This window comes from Microcoleus sp. C2D2, from assembly GCF_036702495.1.
Classification (GTDB): Bacteria; Cyanobacteriota; Cyanobacteriia; order Cyanobacteriales; family Microcoleaceae; genus Microcoleus.
This window is the reverse complement of sequence record NZ_JAUBTO010000095.1, coordinates 1-19,449: the sequence shown is the minus strand read 5'-3', so window position 1 is coordinate 19,449 and position 19,449 is coordinate 1. Positions and strand designations below refer to the sequence as shown.

The window sequence follows — 19,449 nt, the reverse complement described above, 5'->3', positions numbered from 1 at the left end:
GTAGGGGCGGGTTCACCAACAATACCTGCTAATAATTGACCATCTCAAAAACCCGCCCCGGGATATTAGGGTCAATCATCAAACCTGATATAAACCCTGTAAAAATTATCCAGCCTGTCGCTTTTTCCGCAAAATATGCCGCATCGCAGCGAACCACAGCAGCATTCCCTTAGCCGCCAAAATACTCCCAGGTTCCGGTACAGCTTCCGCATCAATTGGCTTGGAAATTTGCCGCATCTTGAAACTTCCTTCCCGTTCCTGAAAAGCTAATTGAATTGGAAAAGCTGTTTCTGGTGTCTCGCCAAATAATGAATCAATCCCAGTGATTCTAAAATTATCTACTGGATAACCCAACAAAGAAACAAAGTCTAACTTATCTCCCGGACTGAAATTACCGAGAATCGAATCTCCTACTGCAACAGTAAATTCCTGGTCATCGCCCGCAGGAAAATCGAGAATTTCAGTAAATAAAGTGTCTTCCAAAGACTGGAATTCAAAGCCGTAAGTAGTTGGAGGATCAAACCAGCGACAGCCGGGAACATTGTTGAAAACTTGCCAGCCATTTTGGATAGAATTAGGAAGAATGGGGTTTTGCTGTGTCAGGCCGCGCTTTTCTTTTCCGAACCCGCCACCACCGCTAGTTGCAACGCTAAAATCTGGCGAGTCTTGTGGGTCATAAACATCAACAAATAGCTCGTAATTGCCTCTGTCTTGACCGCGAGCACCTCCACCAGCAGCACGGACATTGAGGTTGATATTGCCGCTACTGCCCACAGTACCAGTTAGTGCGGAGGCAAAGCCATTTCCTACACGGCTACTGTTGTGTCAAATCCCAGTCGAAAACCTGAGCCATTGTGAGTGCTTAAAAATGTGTTTGGGTTGCAGCGGTTGGAGGGAAGGTCGTTGTTTGTCCAAGCTCTATATTTTGAACCTGGAGTAAGTCCGTCTAGCTTGTATCTGTCTTCTTGATAGCCGGAGGCTAGGGTGCCGGAGAAGTTTTTAGAGGTTTTAGGGGGAGTATATGTATTTTTCCAACCCCATTTGATACCATTATAAATTGTGACCGTCTTGGGACCAGTCTCTTCAACCAAATAGAGTTCAGCATCCCAGTTATGGTTTTCCGTAATATCTGAGCGGAAGGGAGTATCGTAGAAAGTATCTTCCGTAGACAAACCTGTACTTTCATTATAGAAGGGGCTATCTGCATCTGCCAAAACGTCAATTCTGTTATTACCGTTTCCATGACCTAAATCCTCAATTTGACCATTCTTATAAGGTTTTCCTCCATGATTATTGACTATCCATTGAATCCAATGCAGATTGTTATTTTGGGGTGTAGGGTTAACTTGATTGGGAAGGATATCGCCTGATGCTGATGGACTATAAGTGAGTAAGAGAGTGCTCGACACAACATTCTCAGAAGTAACCTGAAATATAGGGCCGTAGTTAGCAGTGTAGGACTGAATATTGAAAGAACCAGCTAATACCTTATCCGAAGAAATAAAGTTCCAGCCTTTCGATTGAAAACTGCTTTTTAGTACACTTAGAAAAGCATCTGTACCACCTAATTTAGCCTCAGTAACGTTTAACGGATCGAGAAAGACTTTTCCTCGTTCAGAATCGTATTTTACTTCGGGTACATAGCTTTGAATGGCCCCGCCTCCTACAGGTGTAATAGAGAAAGCTTCGCATTTTTGACTCGTTATTGCCACAATCAAAGATGTTACAAATAAACCTAGCGAATATCTGGGTAATGACATTTTTTTATCCTCTATAAAGTAGATATCTAACATTTATCAACCTTTGTTGGAAGTATCTTATAATGGCAATCTTGCAGCAATTTATGTTCAAAGGTGGACTAAGCGGATATTCTTTGAGGGAGTAGTTCCCCGACCTACCCAGATTTTTTCTTCTGTCCTGGGTACTTTTGTTATTAGTTCGCAGAGTTGTACTATTGTGCTGCGGACGTCATACTCTAAAGCAATCGAGTACACGCCAGGACTGAGAGGCTCATAAATCCAAGGGGCACCATAAGCATTAGTACCTTCAAGCTGAAGCTGATTATTCTGCCACTGAAGTATCCAGTTCCAAACGAAAGTTTCACTTTTTCCAGGTTTGATTGACGGACAAAGGGGTTTTTTTAAGGTCGGTGGATCAGATGAAATTACCTGGTTGACTATTTTTAATTCTTGACCATCCATTTTTACAATCTTTGGACCCAAGCTAAGCGCCAAGGGGACGCGAATAGACTCTGATGTTTTGTTGGTAATGCGGACACCAAATTGCACAGGGGTATTTGCACCGTGCAGATTGGCTGGGATGCGCCATATCGGGTTAAACACCACAGTTTCTAAATGGATACCATCCACTTCAACTGCATTGCTATGTGTTGATTCAAAGGATGTCAATTCAGTTGCCCTCCCCAGTTCCGAATCAACAGCCCCAGCTAACAATCTGGGTACATGGCCGAACGCGATTACACCATTCGTGTCAGGTTGTTTTTTGGGGAGGGTCAATACAGGCTCTGGCATTATGCTTTCAAATCGGATGCCATCAATTTCAGCGGCTTTCAACTCAGTCGCCCTGGTTATTCCTATATCAGAGGGCGCTGTCGCTCCTGCGGACCTATGGCTCAGTGCCATTACACCCGAAAGGATTAAAGCCAATAAAAACAAGGCAAAATGCTTCATCGCATCGATCGGCTTTGCTTTCTTAAAGTGACTCATCAACTACTTGACTATATGTCTTAGCACAAATACATTAATATTTTAACCGTAAAAATATTGATTCTTTACGTGATATTTTTATGATTCTACAATTTTAAATACTATAATTCGATCGCCTGCAAAAAAAAGTATCTTACACTACAATATATAATTTATCAATAAAGTTTCGTATGTTCATCAATTTACTAAGTGTAAGTCCACAAAAGGCATAGCTATCCAACCAGTCCAGACTTTTTCTAATACCTGTTCTTTGATATTAGTTGCTCTTTGTGCGGAAACCTGGTATATAAGTCCAAGATGATATGTACCGGGCTTGAGGTCATAAAAATAATAGAAGCCTCCAGCTTGGTATCGATGTTAGAACCCCGACTTCTTAGAGAAGTCGGGGCTCTGGGTGTTCTGTTTTTTTAGATTGGTCTGCTGATTACTTGCTCAGCCGCTTGTAAACCGTAGCCAAAGCATGGCTATCCCCGACATTTCCCGGAAACAAAACTACAGGTAAATTGGGAAACAGAGGATGATCGGCTTCGGTTTTCACCACCGAACAACCTGCGATAATTTGACCGATTTGCCTGACACTTTTGAGCGACAAACCTGTACTCAAAACATCATTAGAAGTAATGCCGCCCTTGCTAATCAAAAACCCGATATCCGCAGGCAGTCCCCGCACGATATCCATCAATAAAGCAGAAACCGCTTCTCCAAATTTTAACCGGATTTCCGCATTTTCAAATTCTAGTTCCTGGCGGCTGGTGTAAATTACAGGCGTTTTGCCACCGGCATTAGCAGTGCGGACTTTTTCGATAATTTCATCGAGCATTTGGGTGCGATACTCGGGTGAATCTTCTAGCAAGTGAGATACATCTATTTCAATGCTAACTATATTGGGTTCTTTTAACAATTGTTCCAATTGTTCAGTTGTTTTCTTAACGTGGGAACCAACTATTACTGCACCCGGTTTGCCGTCCCTGACGTATTTTGCCATATTGTCGGCTGCGATTGGCTGCGGGCCGAGGTCAGCTAAGGATGTTAAAATACTTGCTGCACTGCGGAATAAAAACTTTTTGCCTTGACTGACTGCATCGAGAATGAGTTTGGCAAATAGGTCGAAATCGCCTTGGCTTTGGCCGTCAACAACTGCACATTGGTTGTCTTTCATCTCCATGAATCGATCTATACTTCCGTAGCGGATGTCTGCGACTAAAATGCGCTCGACTTCCTCAGCCCGGATGCGACCTTTGGTTTTTTCTTCTACATAGTCTGGCAGGTAACTGTGACTGTAGCCGAAGACTGAATCTTTGGCAAATTCGGTTTCGTGTACTGGTGTCGGGACGCTGTTAACTATTAGGTAGTGCACGCTGTGGCGGGTAATTCTGCCTCCTTCAAAAAAGGCGGGAATTAGAAAATGGGCGTCGAAGGGACCGAGTTCTTCGGCGATCGCGTCGGTTTCGATGGGATAGTGACCGCGCAGGGTAGAATCGGAACGGCTAACTATTATGAAGTCTGCGATTTTTTCGCTCGCGATCGCCTTTTTGAGATTTTGGCACACTTCCCGGGTGACACTGGCTGCTTTTTCCGGAGTTAGCGATCGAGTATTTGTCAGTATGAAGAAAATTGGGCACTTGTCCTGCAGCCCCAAACGCAGGGTGTCTTCGTCCCAACGTGTCAGCAGCAAGCAACTGTGCACGGTTTGAGAACCTGTCGGATCGTCGTCGAGAACTATAATCTTGGGTTTGGCAGAAGACATACTGACCTGGTTGTTAACGTCACCTTTCCAAGATATCCTTACCTGTTACGTAACAGGAAAAGATTTACAATAATTATGATATTTTTTTAACAATTCTCCTCACTCATAATTTTAAAAATGTCTTTGAGTTCTAGTGGAACAGGCATCCTGCCTGTTGCGGTTCAGTAATGTGCGTGTTGCTACTGGGTAAGATGCGCGCGCAGCCGTGTACGCTACTAACTTTTGCGATTTTTTTAATTAGCTGCGTTTCGATCTTGCAACTTTTTCATTTCTGCTTGAACTCCCACGGCTACCTGCAAAGCTTCGTTGAGCAATCGCCCTTGTTCGGTGGCTCGATCGCTAATTTGCAGGGAATTCAAAGTTCTCAAATTATTGGCAAACAATTCAGAGTTAGTAGCGACAAATTTTTTGTTTTCCCTGAGAATTCTCTCGGTTTTCAAAGCTCGAACTAAATCTTCTCTGATTAGCTGCAAGGCTTGAATGACTTTTGCTCGATCGCTTATTTTGACTGCCGCATTGCCGGCATCTTCTATCCGATCGTTAATTTCGATCGCTTCGATTATACCATTATAGCGATCGACATCATCAAAAAGATTGATTAAATGTTGGTTTTGGCGGCTGCACTGAATTTTCCACGCATCCTCAAATATTAAACCGACGATCGCAGCGAAGTGGAGGGCGAACAACAACAAATAAGCTCTAGGAAATATCGCAACTAGCAGCCAACAACTGATTAGAACCAAAACAATTAAACCAACTGTTTTCAAAGCTTCGCGGGCAAACTTAGCCGCTGTCGGCGGCCGGTATACGCGATCGGGCCCCGCGCCGGTGAGGTGCTTGAGTTCACCGACAGTAATTTCTAATCCCTGAATGTCAGCTCGCATAAATCTTCACAAATATTTGTTAATTATAAAGTTTTGTAGTAGAACAAGGGGCTCGTCTACAATAAACCTAACACTTTTTTCAACCAAAACTGCACTATGTCCGCACGTCCTATATACCTCGACAACCACGCCACAACCCCCGTAGACCAACGGGTACTTGAGGCGATGCTGCCGTATTTCACCGAACAGTTCGGCAACGCAGCCAGCATCAGCCACGTCTACGGCTGGGAAGCAGAAGCAGCGGTTAAACAGTCACGACAAATTTTAGCAGAAGCGATCAATGCTTCTCCCGAAGAAATTGTTTTTACCAGCGGTGCAACCGAAGCAAATAACTTAGCGATTAAAGGTATCGCCGAAGCTTATTTCAGCAAAGGAAAGCACATTATCACAGTAAAAACCGAACACAATGCAATTCTTGACCCCTGTACATATTTGCAAAAATTGGGGTTTGACATTACTGTTTTACCTGTGAAAAGCGACGGGCTGATTGATATAGGCGATTTGATAAAAGCGATTCGGGCCGAGACAATTTTAGTTTCAGTGATGACGGCTAACAACGAAATTGGCGTCATCCAGCCGATCGCAGAAATTGCAGCAATTTGTCGGGGAAATGACATTCTTTTCCACACAGATGCGGCACAGGCGATCGGCAAAATTCCCCTCGACGTACAGGAGATGAATATCGATCTAATGTCCTTGACAGCCCACAAAATTTACGGGCCAAAAGGCATCGGTGCTCTCTACGTGCGCCGCAACAAACCGAGAGTGCAGCTAGCGCCGCAAATGCACGGAGGTGGCCACGAACGGGGAATGCGATCGGGAACTCTCTACCCACCGCAAATAGTCGGATTTGCCAAAGCAGTAGAATTGGCAATTGCGGAAATGGAGTCGGAAACAGAACGAGTTGTTAATTTACGGCAGCGTTTGTGGAAAAATTTGAGTGAATTGGGCGATGTTGTTCTCAACGGTCACGCGACTAAGAGATTGCCGGGGAATCTCAATATTAGTGTAGGTGGCGTTGACGGTCAAGCGTTGATGTTGGGTTTGCAATCGGCGGCGGCAGTTTCTTCGGGATCTGCTTGCACTTCGGCGAAAATATCTCCATCTCATGTTTTAGCAGCGATCGGGCGATCGGACAAATTAGCTTATGCTTCAATTCGGTTCGGTATTGGCCGATTCAATACCGCAGCAGAAATAGATGCAGTTTCCCAACACGCGATCGCAACTATTCAATCTCTCCGACAAGCTCAAAAAGTCAATCTATTTTAGATTTTAGATTTTAGATTTTAGATGGGAGAATAGAAGATTAGGAAGTTGTTTTGAGTTTTTAGTTTTAAATGATTTAACTTAAAACTAAAAACTTTTCCTCTTTTTATCACCTCCTTCTAATTGGGTTCGATCCCTTATTTAGAACCAAACACCTCGCGCACTCGATAAATCGGTTTTCCCTGCGACTCGTGATAAGTCCGCATCATCACTTCCGCCAACAAACCAAAACAAAATAACTGCACGCCAGTTAACAGCAAAACCACAGCCAAAATCAGCAAAGGACGGTTCCCGATACTTTGACCAAAAGCCAATTTCAGGAAAGACAAATAAATTCCTAAAACCGTTCCCAACGTCATAGAACCCAGTCCCAAAAGTCCAAAAACGTGCATCGGTCGAGTCAGGAACTTTTTCATAAAAGAAATAGTTAACAAATCCATCAACACCCGAAAAGTCCGCCAAATCCCGTACTTACTTTGACCGAAACGGCGGGCGTGATGCCGCACCGGCAGTTCTGCAATTCTCGCCCCTTCAATAAACGCCAAGGCGGGCAAAAAGCGGTGCAATTCCCCGTAGAGATTCAAGTCTGCTACCAACTCTGATTTATAAGCTTTCAAAGAACAGCCGTAGTCGTGCAAAGTTACGCCTGTAACGCGACCAATTAACCAGTTTGCAATTTTAGAAGGAATCAACCGACTAATAGTATTATCCTGCCTATTTTTCCGCCAGCCACTCACTAAATCGTAACCTTCATTTAACTTTGCCAACAATAGCGGAATATCAGCCGGGTCATTTTGCAAATCGCCGTCTAGGGTAACAATAGCACGACCGCGAGCGCGATCGAAACCTGCCGACATGGCAGCAGTTTGCCCGTAATTGCGGCGCAAAATTACAGCACAAAGGTCATCACGACTGCTGGCTAACTGCTGGAGAAGTTCAGCAGAACCGTCCTTAGAACCGTCATCTACACAAATAATTTGATAGCTGAGTCCAGATGGTTGGATAGAAGAGGCGATCGCCTCAATCAAATGAGGCAAACTTTCCACCTCATTATACACCGGCACCACCACTGAAACGTCGAGAACAACCTCAGCGCCAGCCTGCTGTGCAGCCAATTTTTCCAAAAATAATGCAGCGTCCATTTCTTTGTTAGATAACATCAGTAATCATTAGTCATTGGTCATTGGTCATTGGTCATTGGTCATTGGTCATTGGTCATTAGTCATTGGTCATTAGTCATTGGTCATTGGTCATTAGTTAACAGTCAACCGTCAACTGTCAACAACTAACTAGGTTGATAACTGGCTACAACTTTACCATATCCCCGCAATTGTCGGTAATAACCTTGACTGACTCGATCGCCATCCTCCGACAAAACATCGATACCGATACCGTTGCGACCTTGTGGTTGTCCAGAACTGTGAATGTAGCGATTATCTCCGAGATACAATCCTACATGAGTGGCTTTTTCCGGCGTACCAAAAAATACTAAATCCCCCGGTTCTAAAGCAGTGATACTAATAGGTTTAGTAAAAGCTTCCTGCTGATAAGCATCCCTCGGCAACCAGATGCCTGCAGCCACAAAAGCAGCTTGCATTAAGCCCGAACAATCATAATTTGGCCCGACTGTACCGCCCCAAAGATAATAATTGGATTGGTGCATAGCCTCACGAGCAAAAGTAATTACAATTGGTAATTTTTCCTTGATTTGGATCTCCGAAAGTACCAGAGGATGATACACTGTTTCTGCCACATCGAGCAACTCAACATCTCGAAGATCCAGCCATCCCGGATAATCATCTTCGCACAGCCGCACCATCACAGCCGTTGTATCCCCCTGAACAACCGAGTCTATGCCATTTCTCCCCCCCGACCTAAGGGACGGGTCAACTACGCGCAAATGCCGCCAAGCGGCTGCTTGAGTTGCCAATCGATCGCACTTGGGGGAATCGTAAATATTTATGTGCGATCGCGCCCGGTACTCCAGAACATCAGATAATTGATAATTGGCCATGGCTAATTGCTAATTGTTTGCTGTTAATTGTTCGCATTTAACGATAGATGGCCATTAGCTGCTAGCCGTTAACCGTTAACCGTCAGCCATTAACCATGACATTTTTCCACAAAGACGAACAATTAGAAACCCTCGGCAGTAGCATTATAGACTCCGCATTGTCAGAATTTACAGGATTAAGTGGCGATCGTACAGCGATTACCTGGATAGTCTACGATCCGCCGGTGCGAGTCAATACAGGCGGCGCCCTGAGTGCAGAAGAATTTTGGAAGTATCAACCGCGAGGTTTTAGCAACCGAGGTTCCGAACGAATTTATCCAGCCAGCATCGTCAAATTATTCTACCTCGTTGCCATCTGGGAATGGGCGCAAAAAGGCATGATTCAAACATCGCCAGAATTAGAACGCGCCGTCCGAGATATGATAGTTGATTCCAGCAACGACGCCACCAGTTTAGTAGTAGACGCCCTCACCGGCACCACCAGCGGCCCAGAATTATCACCAGGCCCCTTTGAAACTTGGAAACAGCAGCGAAACATCGTCAACCGTTACTTTCAATCCTTAGATTGGCCGGAATTACAAAATATTAACGCCAATCAAAAAACCTGGTGTGACGGCCCCTACGGTCGCGAGCGAGCAGTTCTGGGAGAATTAATGGAAAATAGAAATATGCTGACCACAAATGCAGCGGCGCGTTTGCTGCACAGTATAATCGGTGGCGTAGCTGTTTCTGCCAAAGCATCGCAAGAAATGATGGGTTTAATGAAACGCAGTTTAGACCCAGCAGAATTAAAAGCAGATCCTGAAAATCAAGTTACAGGTTTTTTAGGCGGCGGATTGCCAGAATCAGCAAAATTGTGGTCAAAAGCGGGACTGACAAGTCAAGTTCGTCACGATGCTGCTTATATTGAAGTACCGGGCTTGCGGCCGTATTTGTTGGTTGTATTTACAGAAGGGAAAGAGAATAGCAAGAATGAAGAAATTTTACCTTTTATCTCGCGGCAAGTTGTCGAAGCGATGAAAGCACTTAATTAAACTTTAACTTGTAAATTGACAAAACTTAAAATTTTTGTGGGGCCTGCTCTTATGCCAGCCCCAAATTAGGAGCTTAAAGATACAGCAGGGTACAGGTTTATGGAGTACGGTGGCAGCAGTTTGTAAAACACTTTCGTAAGTGCTTGGTATGAAAGCCTACTCTATTCCCCTGTACTCTACTGTATCATTTAAATAGTCGAGATATAAAAGAGGTCAAATATGGACATACAGCTTATCCCTCTACGTGCTGCCGTTTGTTCCGAACGCTCAACGACTCTAGATGTTTTAGTCCGAATTACGCCCCCAGCACCGGAAAAAACAATTGAGCGACCGCAGCTTAATTTAGGTTTAGTAATCGATCGCTCTGGTTCTATGGACGGACAAAAAATTGAATACGCACGGCAAGCAGCTAGTTACGCAATCGAACAGTTGTTACCAAGCGATCGCGTTAGTATCACGATTTACGATGACCAGATAGAAACCCTAGTCCCTAGCACCCTTGCTACTCATAAATCACACCTTTTGCAGGAAATTAAAAAAATTAGTGCCAGAAACAGTACGGCACTGCACGCCGGATGGGTGCAAGGAGGAATTCAAGTTAGCGAACACCTCAATCCAGAACACTTAAATCGAGTCATTCTCTTATCAGATGGACTAGCCAATGTGGGCGAAACAAATCCCGATGTAATTGCCTCCGATGTGAACGGTTTAACAAAACGAGGTGTCAGCACTACCACAATGGGAATTGGTGATGATTACAACGAAGACTTGCTAGAAGCAATGGCGCGGAGTGGGGATGGCAATTATTATTACATTCAATCTCCCGAACAATTGCCAAGTATCTTTCAACAAGAATTACTTGGCTTAATGGCGACAGTTGGCACAAATGTCACCTTGGGAATTGAGCCGCAAGCTGGAGTAGAAATGGTTGAGGTACTCAATCAGCTCGATGTCACCCCAAATGGTCGGTTTCGCTTACCTAATTTAGTCATTAGTAATCCAGTTGATGTAGTCGTGCGGCTGAAAGTGCCAGCGATGACAGAGGAAGTAGATTTATGTTATTTTCGCCTCAGTTGGAACGACCCCGAACAACCGCAGGAGCAAAAAATCCGCGTTTCCTTGCGCTTACCCGTCGTCAGTGCTGCACAATTAGATGAATTTCCCTTCAACTCTGAGGTACGACAGCAAGCGATTTTAATGATGACAGGACGCGCCAAAAAAGAAGCCGTCAGACTGGTAGATGGAGGGGATTACGATCGCGCCAGCCAACTATTGCAGGAGACAAAACAGCAGTTGCTCAATAATCCCGATCTTCCCATGAGTGCGCCAGAAGCGGAGGCAATCAGCGACTTGGAAGTACAACTTCAGGAGCGGCAATATACTACATATCGCAAAATGTCAACTCATCAAAGCTACACCCGGGCTGTTTCTCGCAGTAGCGGTCATGTCAGCCTTTTATACGCTTATTGCAAAGGTCCTGTCTTGGGGAATATTACTGAAAATTTAGGAGTAGATGCGATCGTTAACTCGTGCGATCGCCACCTATCCAACTCTGGTGCCATATCCAGCGCAATTCACCAAGCTGCAGGACCAGAACTTCTAGAAGAATGTCGCCGTATAGGTGGTTGTGAGGAAGGGGAGGCGAAAATTACTCCTGGCTATAATTTGCCGACACCGTGGGTTATTCATACGGTTTGTCCCCCTTGGCGCGGTGGCTCTCATGGAGAGGAAGACCTATTAGCACAATGTTACCGGAGTTGTTTAAAATTAGCTGTACAGCATTCACTGCGGAGTATTGCTTTTCCAGCTATTGGAACGGGAGCAATGGGTTTTCCAGCCGATCGTGCAGCAGCAATTGCTTTTGCAGAAACCCGTGACCTTCTTTTAACATCTAGTGCGATCGGGTCCATTCTTTTTGTTTGTTTCGATTCAGATACTCATCGCTGCTTCCAAAATGAATTCTTGAAAATTTCTGGTTTGTAATGGTTTTAGTACAGGACGAAGGTCAAACGCGATCGCTTTTAGAGCCCCGACTTCTCGAAGAAGTCGGGGCTATGGGTCTTTTGTTTTTTTAGGTGGGCTTACTTAGAAGAACTTAGAACGGAGAGGGAGGGATTTGAACCCTCGAAGGATGTTAACACCCTTAACAGATTAGCAATCTGCCGCTTTCGACCACTCAGCCACCTCTCCAAGATGACAGTAACTAACTATAGCACACACATCCTCTTCTTGCCAACCCCTAATTTAAAATATCCTCAATCCCTTACTCTGTCTAGCATCCGCGACCTCAACCGCCCGCGGCTTCCCCAAAGCCCCTAGCCTTCAAGTGCTTTTCCCAACTAAAATTGGAACTCAAAAAGAACCTCTTAGTATACAAATATCCCAATCGGTACAGCTTAGCCTTGCGATCGGCATCGAGATTAAAGTCCGTCGTCGTCACCCCAGCTTCAGTCACATCAATATTAATAACCCTGCCTTTATCCATTTCCCGCTGGTGATAGCGGTCTCTTGCTTTCATCATCGTTCTGAACATCGCCGCCAGCATCGACAGCGGAGTATCAATCTTAACTTTACTCTCAATTCCAGTATCAACTAATCGAAACCCAAAGGTAAACCAGCGGGGCACAGCGGCAGTCGAACCGACGGATGGTTTGTCATAAATCCACAGGGGGAAATTGCTCAAAATTCCGCCATCTACAATTAAGTCATCGCCCAGTTTTCCCGGTTCAAAAAATAGCGGAATACTCATCGACAACCGAACGGCTTCAGCCACGCTAAAATGTTCAGCGCTTTTGAGCCGCAACTGTTCGTACAAAGGAGCGGAATCCGTCGAGTCGCGGCGGTGTAAGTCGTCGGGGATTACCAACATTTCACCGCGACTGAGGTTGGATATTACTACTTTTAATTCCCGGTCTTTGACGATTTGTTTGACATCCGCAAAAGTGTGCAATTTACCTTGACCGAGCGTTGCTTCCAGCCACTGCCGAAAAGGTTGCCCAGAATATTCTCCCATCTGACGGCTAACTGTGAGGAAAAGTAGCGTCCAAGCAGGAGATTGCAAGTCGTCTGCGGGGTCGCCGTTTAAAATTAGAGGACTGTTTTTTTTTGTTAAAAATATGTTGTAATCGAGCTGTCCCAACAACTCCTCTAAATCATCAATTGACAAGTCGGTTGCCAATACTGCGGCAGTAATTGCACCTGCTGAAGTACCGGCCAATTTTCGCCAGCGGATGCCCAAATCGCTGCAGCATCTGAGTGCTCCTAAAAACGCAACTCCGCGCACGCCGCCGCCTTCAAAAACGCCGTCGGCATAGATTTCACCGTTTTCGTCGGGAGGCGGAAATTTGCTGAGAATTGTTTGTTGTTCGGTGGCGGTCATTCTGACACCGGGTTCTTGCAAAATTTGCTGCGGATACCACTTGCTCATGGGAAATACCTCGGCTCGATTTGGGATTTTAGATTTGAGATTAATATCTATTGTTCTTGATTTTTGTGGGCATTCATTGCTTCTTTGACGTGTTGTTGAACTTGCGATCGCACTTGTTCGTAAGCCACCGACGCGCACCAAGGCCGGAGAGATAAAATAGTTGTATCTGGAGTAATCTCGGCTACCAAACAAGTCGGGGGCGGATTCTCCAACACCAGGGGGTGAGAGTGGGCAATTTCTAATAACTCAGCTACAGTTGGACGGATCGGCCGATCGCCAATATCAATCTTCAAGTCTACTCGCCTCGTTCCCAGGGCCGTGGTATTTTTCAGTGTACCGTTAAACAACTGATTGTTCGGCACAATAATTTTTATGCGATCGTCTGTCACCACGGTTGTTGAAAAAATCCCGATGCTGTCCACCACTCCCTTAACATCCCCAGCTTCGATGGCATCTCCGACTTCAAAGGGCCGCAAACTAATCAACATTACCCCAGCAGCAAAGTGCGACAAAGTATTTTGCCACGCCAAACCTATCGCCAAACCCGCTGCACCCACCACCGCCACCACGCTGGTAGTTTGAATTCCCAACTGATTCAAAGTGGCGACTACTCCCACTACCAAAATCGTAATTTCAGCAGCTTGAACTAAGAATTTCCGCAGCGTGGCTTCGGTGCGACTCAGTGCTCGGCGAGTCACGCGCCCCACAACGCCGATCGCAAATCGCGTAATTAACAAAATGCCGATCGCCCACAGCAGTTGAGGTACAATTTTAAACCCCAATTCTACGAATTTTTTCGAGAATTCTTGGGCTACTGCCAAGGCTTGTGTTCTTTGTGTATTTAGCTGGGAATACAAGGTTTGGCCTATTAGTATAAATGTCCCGATCGCTGTCATATCAATTGGTATTTGGTATTTGGTAATTTTTCGGTCAACTGTCAACTGTCAACTGTCAACCGTCAACTGTCAACAGATTTTTTTCCCACTGCTACACGGGGCAATCGGTGTTTAAAACCGCAGAGAATTTCCCACGAAATAGTTCCTAAAATTACTGCCCAATCATCAGCCGTAATTTGATTTTCCCCATTTTTTCCCAACAAAGTCACCACTTCACCGACTTCTAAATCGGGAATCTCAGTTACATCCAGCATTAACTGATCCATCGTCACCGCTCCCACTTGCGGCACGAATTGACCCCTGACTAAAACCTGCATTTTATTAGAAAGATTGCGCGGAATACCATCTGCATAGCCGATACCAATTACGGCAATCTTTGTCTGCCGCTGAGCTATAAATTGATAGCCGTAACTGACGCCGGTTCCTGCTTCAATTGTTTTCACCTGCGTCACCCTAGCTTTTACCTGCATTGCCGGCTTCAAATTGGCGATCGACTGCAAGTGAGGAGCTGGATAAAGACCGTAGGTAGCTAAACCGACTCGCACTAAATCGTAGTGCAAATCCGCTTGGGCGAGGGCGGCAGCAGAGTTTGCCAAGTGGAGGCGAGGGGGGATAATTCCTGCTATTTTAATTTGCTCGATCGCCCGTTTAAACCGCTGGTGCTGCTCTCTCATAACTGCGGGATCTGGACTGTCGGCTGTCGCCAAGTGAGAGTAAATACTGGCTAATTTTAAATTGGGCAACCCCTTGACTAATTGCACAAATTCTGTTGCTTCCTGCCAGGGCGTACCCAAGCGAGACATTCCCGTATCCAACTTAGCGTGAACTGGCAAAGATTGGTTGAGAGTAGCGAGAACTTCAGAAAAAATTAGGGCTTGTTTGGCAGTACAAATAGTCGGCTGCAAGTGCCAATGGGCGATCGCCTTTACCTGTTGGGCTGTATTGGTTGCCCCCAACAGCAAAATCGGCGCTTCTATCCCAGCTTCTCGCAATTCTATTCCTTCGGGAATTGTCGCCACTCCCAGCCAACTAGCACCTGCTTGCAATGCTGTTTGACTGACTGCAACAGCACCGTGCCCGTAAGCATCCGCTTTCACAACTGCCATCAGTTCTGTGTGGGGAGATAAGAGATTTTTAAGCTGTTTTACATTGTGAGTTAAAGCTGCTAAATCGATTTCTACCCAAGCCCGCTGGCAAAGTTCCCCGTCACCGTCCGACAGCAGCGTCTGGCGGGATTCTTTTGTCGTTGATTCTGCGGTTGTTTGTTCCCAACTCAACATTGTCGATCGCTCCTACTTGCTTACACCATTAAAAACTGCTCGCACATTTTACCCTAAGTTTGATTATAATAATATTCTCTCTTTAATCAAAGTTATACAAGTTTAAAAAAAGAATGCAACTGTAGGCCCGTGCTGCAAACCCATATTGCATCAGTCATTCCCCATCTCCAATCTAAAATCTAAAATCTAAAATGGTATTAACTGGTGTATCATAGCACCAAAAATACCCGGTAAAAACTATGGACGGACTAGCCTACCTACATTTAGCTGAAACTTGGGAAACGGCTGGGGGTCAAACTCGATCGACCAACTCAAAAATGGACCTGAATTTAGCCTCTACTCCTTTACTTTTCTTTACGATCGCTCTCACAATTTTAAATTTAGTCAATCCCGCACTCGCCATCAAAAAAGGCGATTCAGGCCCGGAAGTTGTCCAACTCCAGAAAACTCTGCAAGCAGCAGGATATTTTGGCGGTAAGGCTACAGGATTTTACGGTTCACTCACCCGGGCTGCTGTGAAAAAGTTCCAGGCAGACAGCAACCTGAAAGTTGACGGAATTGTCGGCCCTCAAACCTTGTCAGCGCTGAAAGGTAAGCCGGAAGAGGTTAGCATAGAAGCTGCGGGAAAAATATCGCCAAATGTCGATCGACCTTCGCCATCTCCTACCGCCACAGAAAACACAAACCAACTCGAAGATACAACTAAAAATCAGCCCCAAGAACCTCTATTTCAAGAACCCTCTCTGCCACCATTTAAAACAGAAACTACCGAGCAACAAGCAAGTGAATTACCACCCAAAAAAGGGGTAAATCTTCCCGCAACCACTCAAGGAAAAATGACCTTGAAAAAAACCATTTACGGCAACATCTCGCCCAAATCAATAGTTTATTCGGGATCGGGTTTGTTTTTTGCTCAAAACATGATGTATCGCCACACAATCACAGTTTACGACAGGAACTTTAAATTAGTCAAGACTATTCCCGATACAGTAAACTTGTCGAAGTTCGGCTTTTCTAAATTCAAAGGCAATTATCAAGGCTCTCCCGTAGAAGCTGCTTTTTCAACTGACGGCAAATATGCCTACGTATCCAACTATCAAATGTACGGTTCGGGGTTTAGGAATCCGGGGAGCGACAGGTGTTCTCCAGCGGCAAAACACGACCAAAGTTTCCTGTACCGCATCAATACCCAAACTTTGAAAATAGAAAAGGTAATTCCTGTAGGTGCTGTTCCGAAATTCAATGCTGTTTCGCCTGACAATCGCTTCGCGCTCGCGAGCAATTGGTGCAGTTGGGATTTGAGCGTAATTGATATCAATAAAAATCTCGAAATCGAGCGCGTGAAACTGGGTGCATATCCTCGGGGTATTGTTGTCACTCCCGACTCAAAAAATGCCTATGTTGCTATCATGGGTTCTTCCGATATTGCGAAAGTGAATCTGATAGACTTTTCACTAGAATGGCTGAGAAATATTGGCAATGCCCCGCGTCATTTGACGATAGATCCCAACGGAAAGTATCTTTATGCAACTTTAAACGGTGAAGGAAATGTTGCAAAAATTGACCTAAAAACTGGTGAAGTGGCGAAGAAAGTTTTGACGGGAAAAGCACCTCGCAGCATGACGATTTCTGATGATGGAAAACTGCTTTATGTGGTCAACTATTTCTCGAATACTGTTAGCAAAGTTAGGACGAGCGATATGAAAGTGCTGCAAAAAGTGAAGGTTAATTCAAGTCCGATTGGAATTACTTACGATCCGGAAACTAACCAGGTTTGGGTAGCTTGCTATTCGGGCAGCATTATGGTGTTTCAAGATTAATCTAGCTGGTTCCTAGTTAAGTTTGTAGGGTGCGCATTGCCAGACAGGGCCCAGTGCCCAGTGCGCACCCTACATCAGGGGTGAAAATACTATTTGGACAACTTTGAAGGCTTCACAACATACTCAGAAGCTTTAGCAGGTACTTGACCTTTTTTGGCCATAGCTTGGTAAATCATGGCTGCTACTTCAGCGCGAGTTGCTGCTCTATTAGGCTGCAAAAGTGTGCGCTTCGGGTGGTTGACAACAATGCCAGCTTCCGTGGCTGCTGCTACTTTGTCAACTGCCCATTTCGGCACTTTTGTCCTGTCTGTATAAATCTGTAAAGTTTTGCTTGCTTTCGCTGACCGTTTCAGGTTTAAACCGCTCGCCAATGCTAGGAGGACTTCGACACGGGGAATATTTTTGTCGGGACGGAACTCATTGTTTGGGTATCCTTTAAGATATCCAGTTTTGACGGTGTGGTCGATCGCAGGAGCTACAGGACTCTTGTCTGTTACGTCTTTAAAATCAATTGGTTTTCGGATCGGCTCTTTGTCGTCGGACATTCGCTGAATTAAACGCGCTACTTCGGCTCGCGTCATCGGTTCGTCGGGACGAAATTTGCTGTCGGTTAAATCAGTAAAGATTTTCCGATCGACTAAAGCTACAATGAACGGACGCGCCCAATATTTGTCAGGAACATCGGATAATATAACAGGCCCAACTTTGGCTTTACCTGCTTTGGGTTTGGTCGTTGTTGGAGTGGGAGTCAATCGCCCAACTGGCTCGGGAGGAACAACGAGCACACCCACCGGAGGATTTTGGCGTAAAATCGGTCCTAAAGGTGCCACAGGTGTGACATCCTGTCCTGAGGGAACGGGGGTTGTAGCGGGCGATCGCAAATCCGAATTGGGCGACGCAGGTGTTAATATTCCCGGGCTCGCGGGCGTCACAGCAGGTTGAGAGAAAACGGCTGGAAATTGCCAATTTCTGGCATTGAATCGATCGGGATTTTTACCTGTCACCCAAAAGAAAATTGCTCCGATCGTGCCGAAGGCAACCAAGATCGCAATCAATTCATCAAATCCTAGAGGGTTTCTTTCCCCTGACGGGGGTTGTGAAGAAGACATATTGTCACCTACATACTAATGTAGAAATTAAATCACATATTTTTTTGGTCTGGTAGTGACTGAAATAAATAAACTCACATCTTGCACTATTCTGGCTGAACAGGCAAGATGCCTGTGAAGCGAGAAAATCTACTCTTCGCTTCACAGGCATCTTGCCTGTTCAAAAAAGAATTATTGACAATGGTGCAAGATCTCAGTAAATCAACTATTCCAAAGTTCTCACTGTCAATACTTGCGGCGGCGTGGAATCGGGAGGATAAATAAAATCAACTTTTACCGATCGCGTTTCTGTCGCAGCTAACCTCAACTTTACCATCGGTTCGACAACTTGACCGACACGGTGCCACAAATGTACGTAGCGAGTTACATCGTAACCTCCATCATCTTGGTAGCGCAGCCGCACAGTACCTCGAAAATAGGGAAAATCTAGGGGAGGTTGGCGAAATCGCAATCCATTTTTTGAGAGTCGATCTTCTTTTAAAGGCGTTTCCAAACTCACCCCTACCGTTTGCGGTTTTCCCTCCGTGTTATGCAGCGGCACAATCAGATTGTAGTGTACGCCGTAATTGCCGTGGGCTTCGTAAGCAGTGTCCCGATAGCGCGCCAGCATTTTTCCGGCTTGCACTTGTTGGGTTCCCAAAGTACCCCCGCGCAAGGTAGAGATCGCATAGGATATCGCTTTTCCAGTCTGGGGAATTGCCAGATTTTTAGCATTGCGATCGACTAATTCCGCTTCCCATCCAGAACCTTGCTGCACCCCTGCCACGCGGCCGTAAATCAGGCTTCCCGAAGTCGCGTCGGGGGGTGTCGGGGTTTTGTCGCGGGGGCCTGCCAAACCGCCATTATTCAGCAATTGCTGCCATTCTTCCAGAGTTGGCGCGCGATCGCGCAGCCCTCGAAGAGGATCGCCCCCATCAGCATTTTCAGGTGCATACATTGCCAAAGTAGCCGCATAAACCTTGCCGCTACTTTTGAGCCGCACAAAGGTAGAACGACCATTTATCGGCTTTTCCAGACCCCGCACGGGAATAGGGCGATTCATCAACAATGCGGTTTCTCCCGCTGCAATCAGCAGTTTTTCGGGAAAATCCGGCTGCCGCATTCCCCGCAAAACGCTATCGACAGCGCGAATTCCAGGGCCGGAATATATTTCGCCGTCGGGACTCTCACTTAGGAATGATAATTAAATAACTTCCACAAGTTTGTGGGATGGGCGTCCCGCCCGTCCTTTTTGGACGGGCGGGAC

Annotated in this window: 15 protein-coding genes, 1 tRNA gene and 1 pseudogene; 4 read left to right on the top strand and 13 right to left on the bottom strand. The window is 45.6% G+C overall.

The features are described from left to right. Positions 1-105: 105 nt before the first annotated feature. The 5 genes from QUB61_RS25555 to QUB61_RS25535 form a co-directional block, all read right to left on the bottom strand. Positions 106-774 carry a PEP-CTERM sorting domain-containing protein gene (locus QUB61_RS25555; RefSeq protein WP_333132553.1) on the bottom strand — a complete coding sequence of 223 codons (669 nt, stop codon included), beginning with the start codon at positions 772-774 and terminating at the stop codon, positions 106-108. A 32-nt stretch (positions 775-806) separates the two neighbouring features. After that, positions 807-1,793 (bottom strand): hypothetical protein, encoded by a 987-nt coding sequence (locus QUB61_RS25550; RefSeq protein WP_333132554.1) that lies wholly within the window; start codon positions 1,791-1,793, stop codon positions 807-809. A gap of 54 nt (positions 1,794-1,847) precedes the next feature. Further along, entirely contained in the window at positions 1,848-2,726 is an 879-nt protein-coding gene (locus QUB61_RS25545; RefSeq protein WP_333132555.1) for a hypothetical protein, read from the bottom strand. Between the two features lie 424 nt (positions 2,727-3,150). Next, the gene (locus tag QUB61_RS25540; protein WP_333132556.1) at positions 3,151-4,473 is read right to left on the bottom strand and encodes a four-carbon acid sugar kinase family protein; all 1,323 of its coding nucleotides are present in this window, start codon (positions 4,471-4,473) and stop codon (positions 3,151-3,153) included. Between the two features lie 233 nt (positions 4,474-4,706). After that, entirely contained in the window at positions 4,707-5,357 is a 651-nt protein-coding gene (locus QUB61_RS25535; protein ID WP_333132557.1) for a hypothetical protein, read from the bottom strand. Between the two features lie 96 nt (positions 5,358-5,453). Here QUB61_RS25535 and QUB61_RS25530 point away from each other — a divergent pair, with 96 nt between their 5' ends. Next, positions 5,454-6,626: an IscS subfamily cysteine desulfurase gene (locus QUB61_RS25530; protein WP_333132558.1), complete on the top strand. Its 1,173-nt coding sequence runs from the start codon at positions 5,454-5,456 to the stop codon at positions 6,624-6,626. A 134-nt stretch (positions 6,627-6,760) separates the two neighbouring features. On the opposite strand, the gene QUB61_RS25525 is transcribed toward QUB61_RS25530, so the two are convergent. After that, positions 6,761-7,783 carry a glycosyltransferase family 2 protein gene (locus QUB61_RS25525; protein ID WP_445243321.1) on the bottom strand — a complete coding sequence of 341 codons (1,023 nt, stop codon included), beginning with the start codon at positions 7,781-7,783 and terminating at the stop codon, positions 6,761-6,763. A gap of 125 nt (positions 7,784-7,908) precedes the next feature. Beyond that, positions 7,909-8,637: a C40 family peptidase gene (locus tag QUB61_RS25520; RefSeq protein WP_333132559.1), complete on the bottom strand. Its 729-nt coding sequence runs from the start codon at positions 8,635-8,637 to the stop codon at positions 7,909-7,911. Between the two features lie 95 nt (positions 8,638-8,732). Here QUB61_RS25520 and QUB61_RS25515 point away from each other — a divergent pair, with 95 nt between their 5' ends. Both QUB61_RS25515 and QUB61_RS25510 read left to right on the top strand, forming a co-directional pair. Then, on the top strand, positions 8,733-9,671 hold the full coding sequence (locus QUB61_RS25515) for a serine hydrolase (RefSeq protein WP_333132560.1): 939 nt from the start codon (positions 8,733-8,735) through the stop codon (positions 9,669-9,671). Between the two features lie 219 nt (positions 9,672-9,890). Continuing rightward, positions 9,891-11,654, top strand: coding sequence for a macro domain-containing protein (locus QUB61_RS25510; RefSeq protein ID WP_333132561.1), 1,764 nt, complete (start codon positions 9,891-9,893; stop codon positions 11,652-11,654). Between the two features lie 118 nt (positions 11,655-11,772). Here the strand turns inward: QUB61_RS25510 and QUB61_RS25505 are convergent. The 4 genes from QUB61_RS25505 to alr all read right to left on the bottom strand — a co-directional run bounded on the left by QUB61_RS25505 (position 11,773) and on the right by alr (position 15,274). Then, positions 11,773-11,861, bottom strand: a tRNA-Ser gene (locus tag QUB61_RS25505). Between the two features lie 97 nt (positions 11,862-11,958). After that, a complete protein-coding gene (locus QUB61_RS25500; protein WP_333132562.1) occupies positions 11,959-13,098 on the bottom strand; it encodes a patatin-like phospholipase family protein in 1,140 nt (379 codons plus the stop codon). Between the two features lie 47 nt (positions 13,099-13,145). After that, positions 13,146-14,039, bottom strand: a complete 894-nt coding sequence (locus tag QUB61_RS25495) for a mechanosensitive ion channel family protein (protein ID WP_333132563.1) — start codon at positions 14,037-14,039, stop codon at positions 13,146-13,148. A 17-nt stretch (positions 14,040-14,056) separates the two neighbouring features. After that, positions 14,057-15,274: an alanine racemase gene (gene alr, locus QUB61_RS25490; protein WP_333132564.1), complete on the bottom strand. Its 1,218-nt coding sequence runs from the start codon at positions 15,272-15,274 to the stop codon at positions 14,057-14,059. A gap of 239 nt (positions 15,275-15,513) precedes the next feature. Between alr and QUB61_RS25485 the strand changes: the two genes are divergently transcribed. Further along, positions 15,514-17,094 (top strand): peptidoglycan-binding protein, encoded by a 1,581-nt coding sequence (locus tag QUB61_RS25485; RefSeq protein ID WP_333132565.1) that lies wholly within the window; start codon positions 15,514-15,516, stop codon positions 17,092-17,094. An 89-nt stretch (positions 17,095-17,183) separates the two neighbouring features. Here the strand turns inward: QUB61_RS25485 and QUB61_RS25480 are convergent, their stop codons facing one another. Both QUB61_RS25480 and QUB61_RS25475 read right to left on the bottom strand, forming a co-directional pair. Continuing rightward, positions 17,184-18,203: an S-layer homology domain-containing protein gene (locus tag QUB61_RS25480; protein WP_333132566.1), complete on the bottom strand. Its 1,020-nt coding sequence runs from the start codon at positions 18,201-18,203 to the stop codon at positions 17,184-17,186. A 205-nt stretch (positions 18,204-18,408) separates the two neighbouring features. Further along, a pseudogene (locus QUB61_RS25475) lies at positions 18,409-19,362 on the bottom strand (DUF3370 domain-containing protein); the annotation flags it as partial. Positions 19,363-19,449: the final 87 nt, after the last annotated feature.

Bases quoted from the DNA above. Each gene is read 5' to 3' on its own strand.
- QUB61_RS25550 (WP_333132554.1), bottom strand. From the start codon at position 1,793: ATGTTAGATATCTACTTTATAGAGGATAAAAAAATGTCATTACCCAGA.
- QUB61_RS25545 (WP_333132555.1), bottom strand. From the start codon at position 2,726: ATGAGTCACTTTAAGAAAGCAAAGCCGATCGATGCGATGAAGCATTTT.
- QUB61_RS25540 (WP_333132556.1), bottom strand. From the start codon at position 4,473: ATGTCTTCTGCCAAACCCAAGATTATAGTTCTCGACGACGATCCGACA.
- QUB61_RS25535 (WP_333132557.1), bottom strand. From the start codon at position 5,357: ATGCGAGCTGACATTCAGGGATTAGAAATTACTGTCGGTGAACTCAAG.
- QUB61_RS25530 (WP_333132558.1), top strand. From the start codon at position 5,454: ATGTCCGCACGTCCTATATACCTCGACAACCACGCCACAACCCCCGTA.
- QUB61_RS25525 (WP_445243321.1), bottom strand. From the start codon at position 7,783: ATGTTATCTAACAAAGAAATGGACGCTGCATTATTTTTGGAAAAATTG.
- QUB61_RS25520 (WP_333132559.1), bottom strand. From the start codon at position 8,637: ATGGCCAATTATCAATTATCTGATGTTCTGGAGTACCGGGCGCGATCG.
- QUB61_RS25515 (WP_333132560.1), top strand. From the start codon at position 8,733: ATGACATTTTTCCACAAAGACGAACAATTAGAAACCCTCGGCAGTAGC.
- QUB61_RS25510 (WP_333132561.1), top strand. From the start codon at position 9,891: ATGGACATACAGCTTATCCCTCTACGTGCTGCCGTTTGTTCCGAACGC.
- QUB61_RS25500 (WP_333132562.1), bottom strand. From the start codon at position 13,098: ATGAGCAAGTGGTATCCGCAGCAAATTTTGCAAGAACCCGGTGTCAGA.
- alr (WP_333132564.1), bottom strand. From the start codon at position 15,274: ATGTTGAGTTGGGAACAAACAACCGCAGAATCAACGACAAAAGAATCC.
- QUB61_RS25485 (WP_333132565.1), top strand. From the start codon at position 15,514: ATGGACGGACTAGCCTACCTACATTTAGCTGAAACTTGGGAAACGGCT.
- QUB61_RS25480 (WP_333132566.1), bottom strand. From the start codon at position 18,203: ATGTCTTCTTCACAACCCCCGTCAGGGGAAAGAAACCCTCTAGGATTT.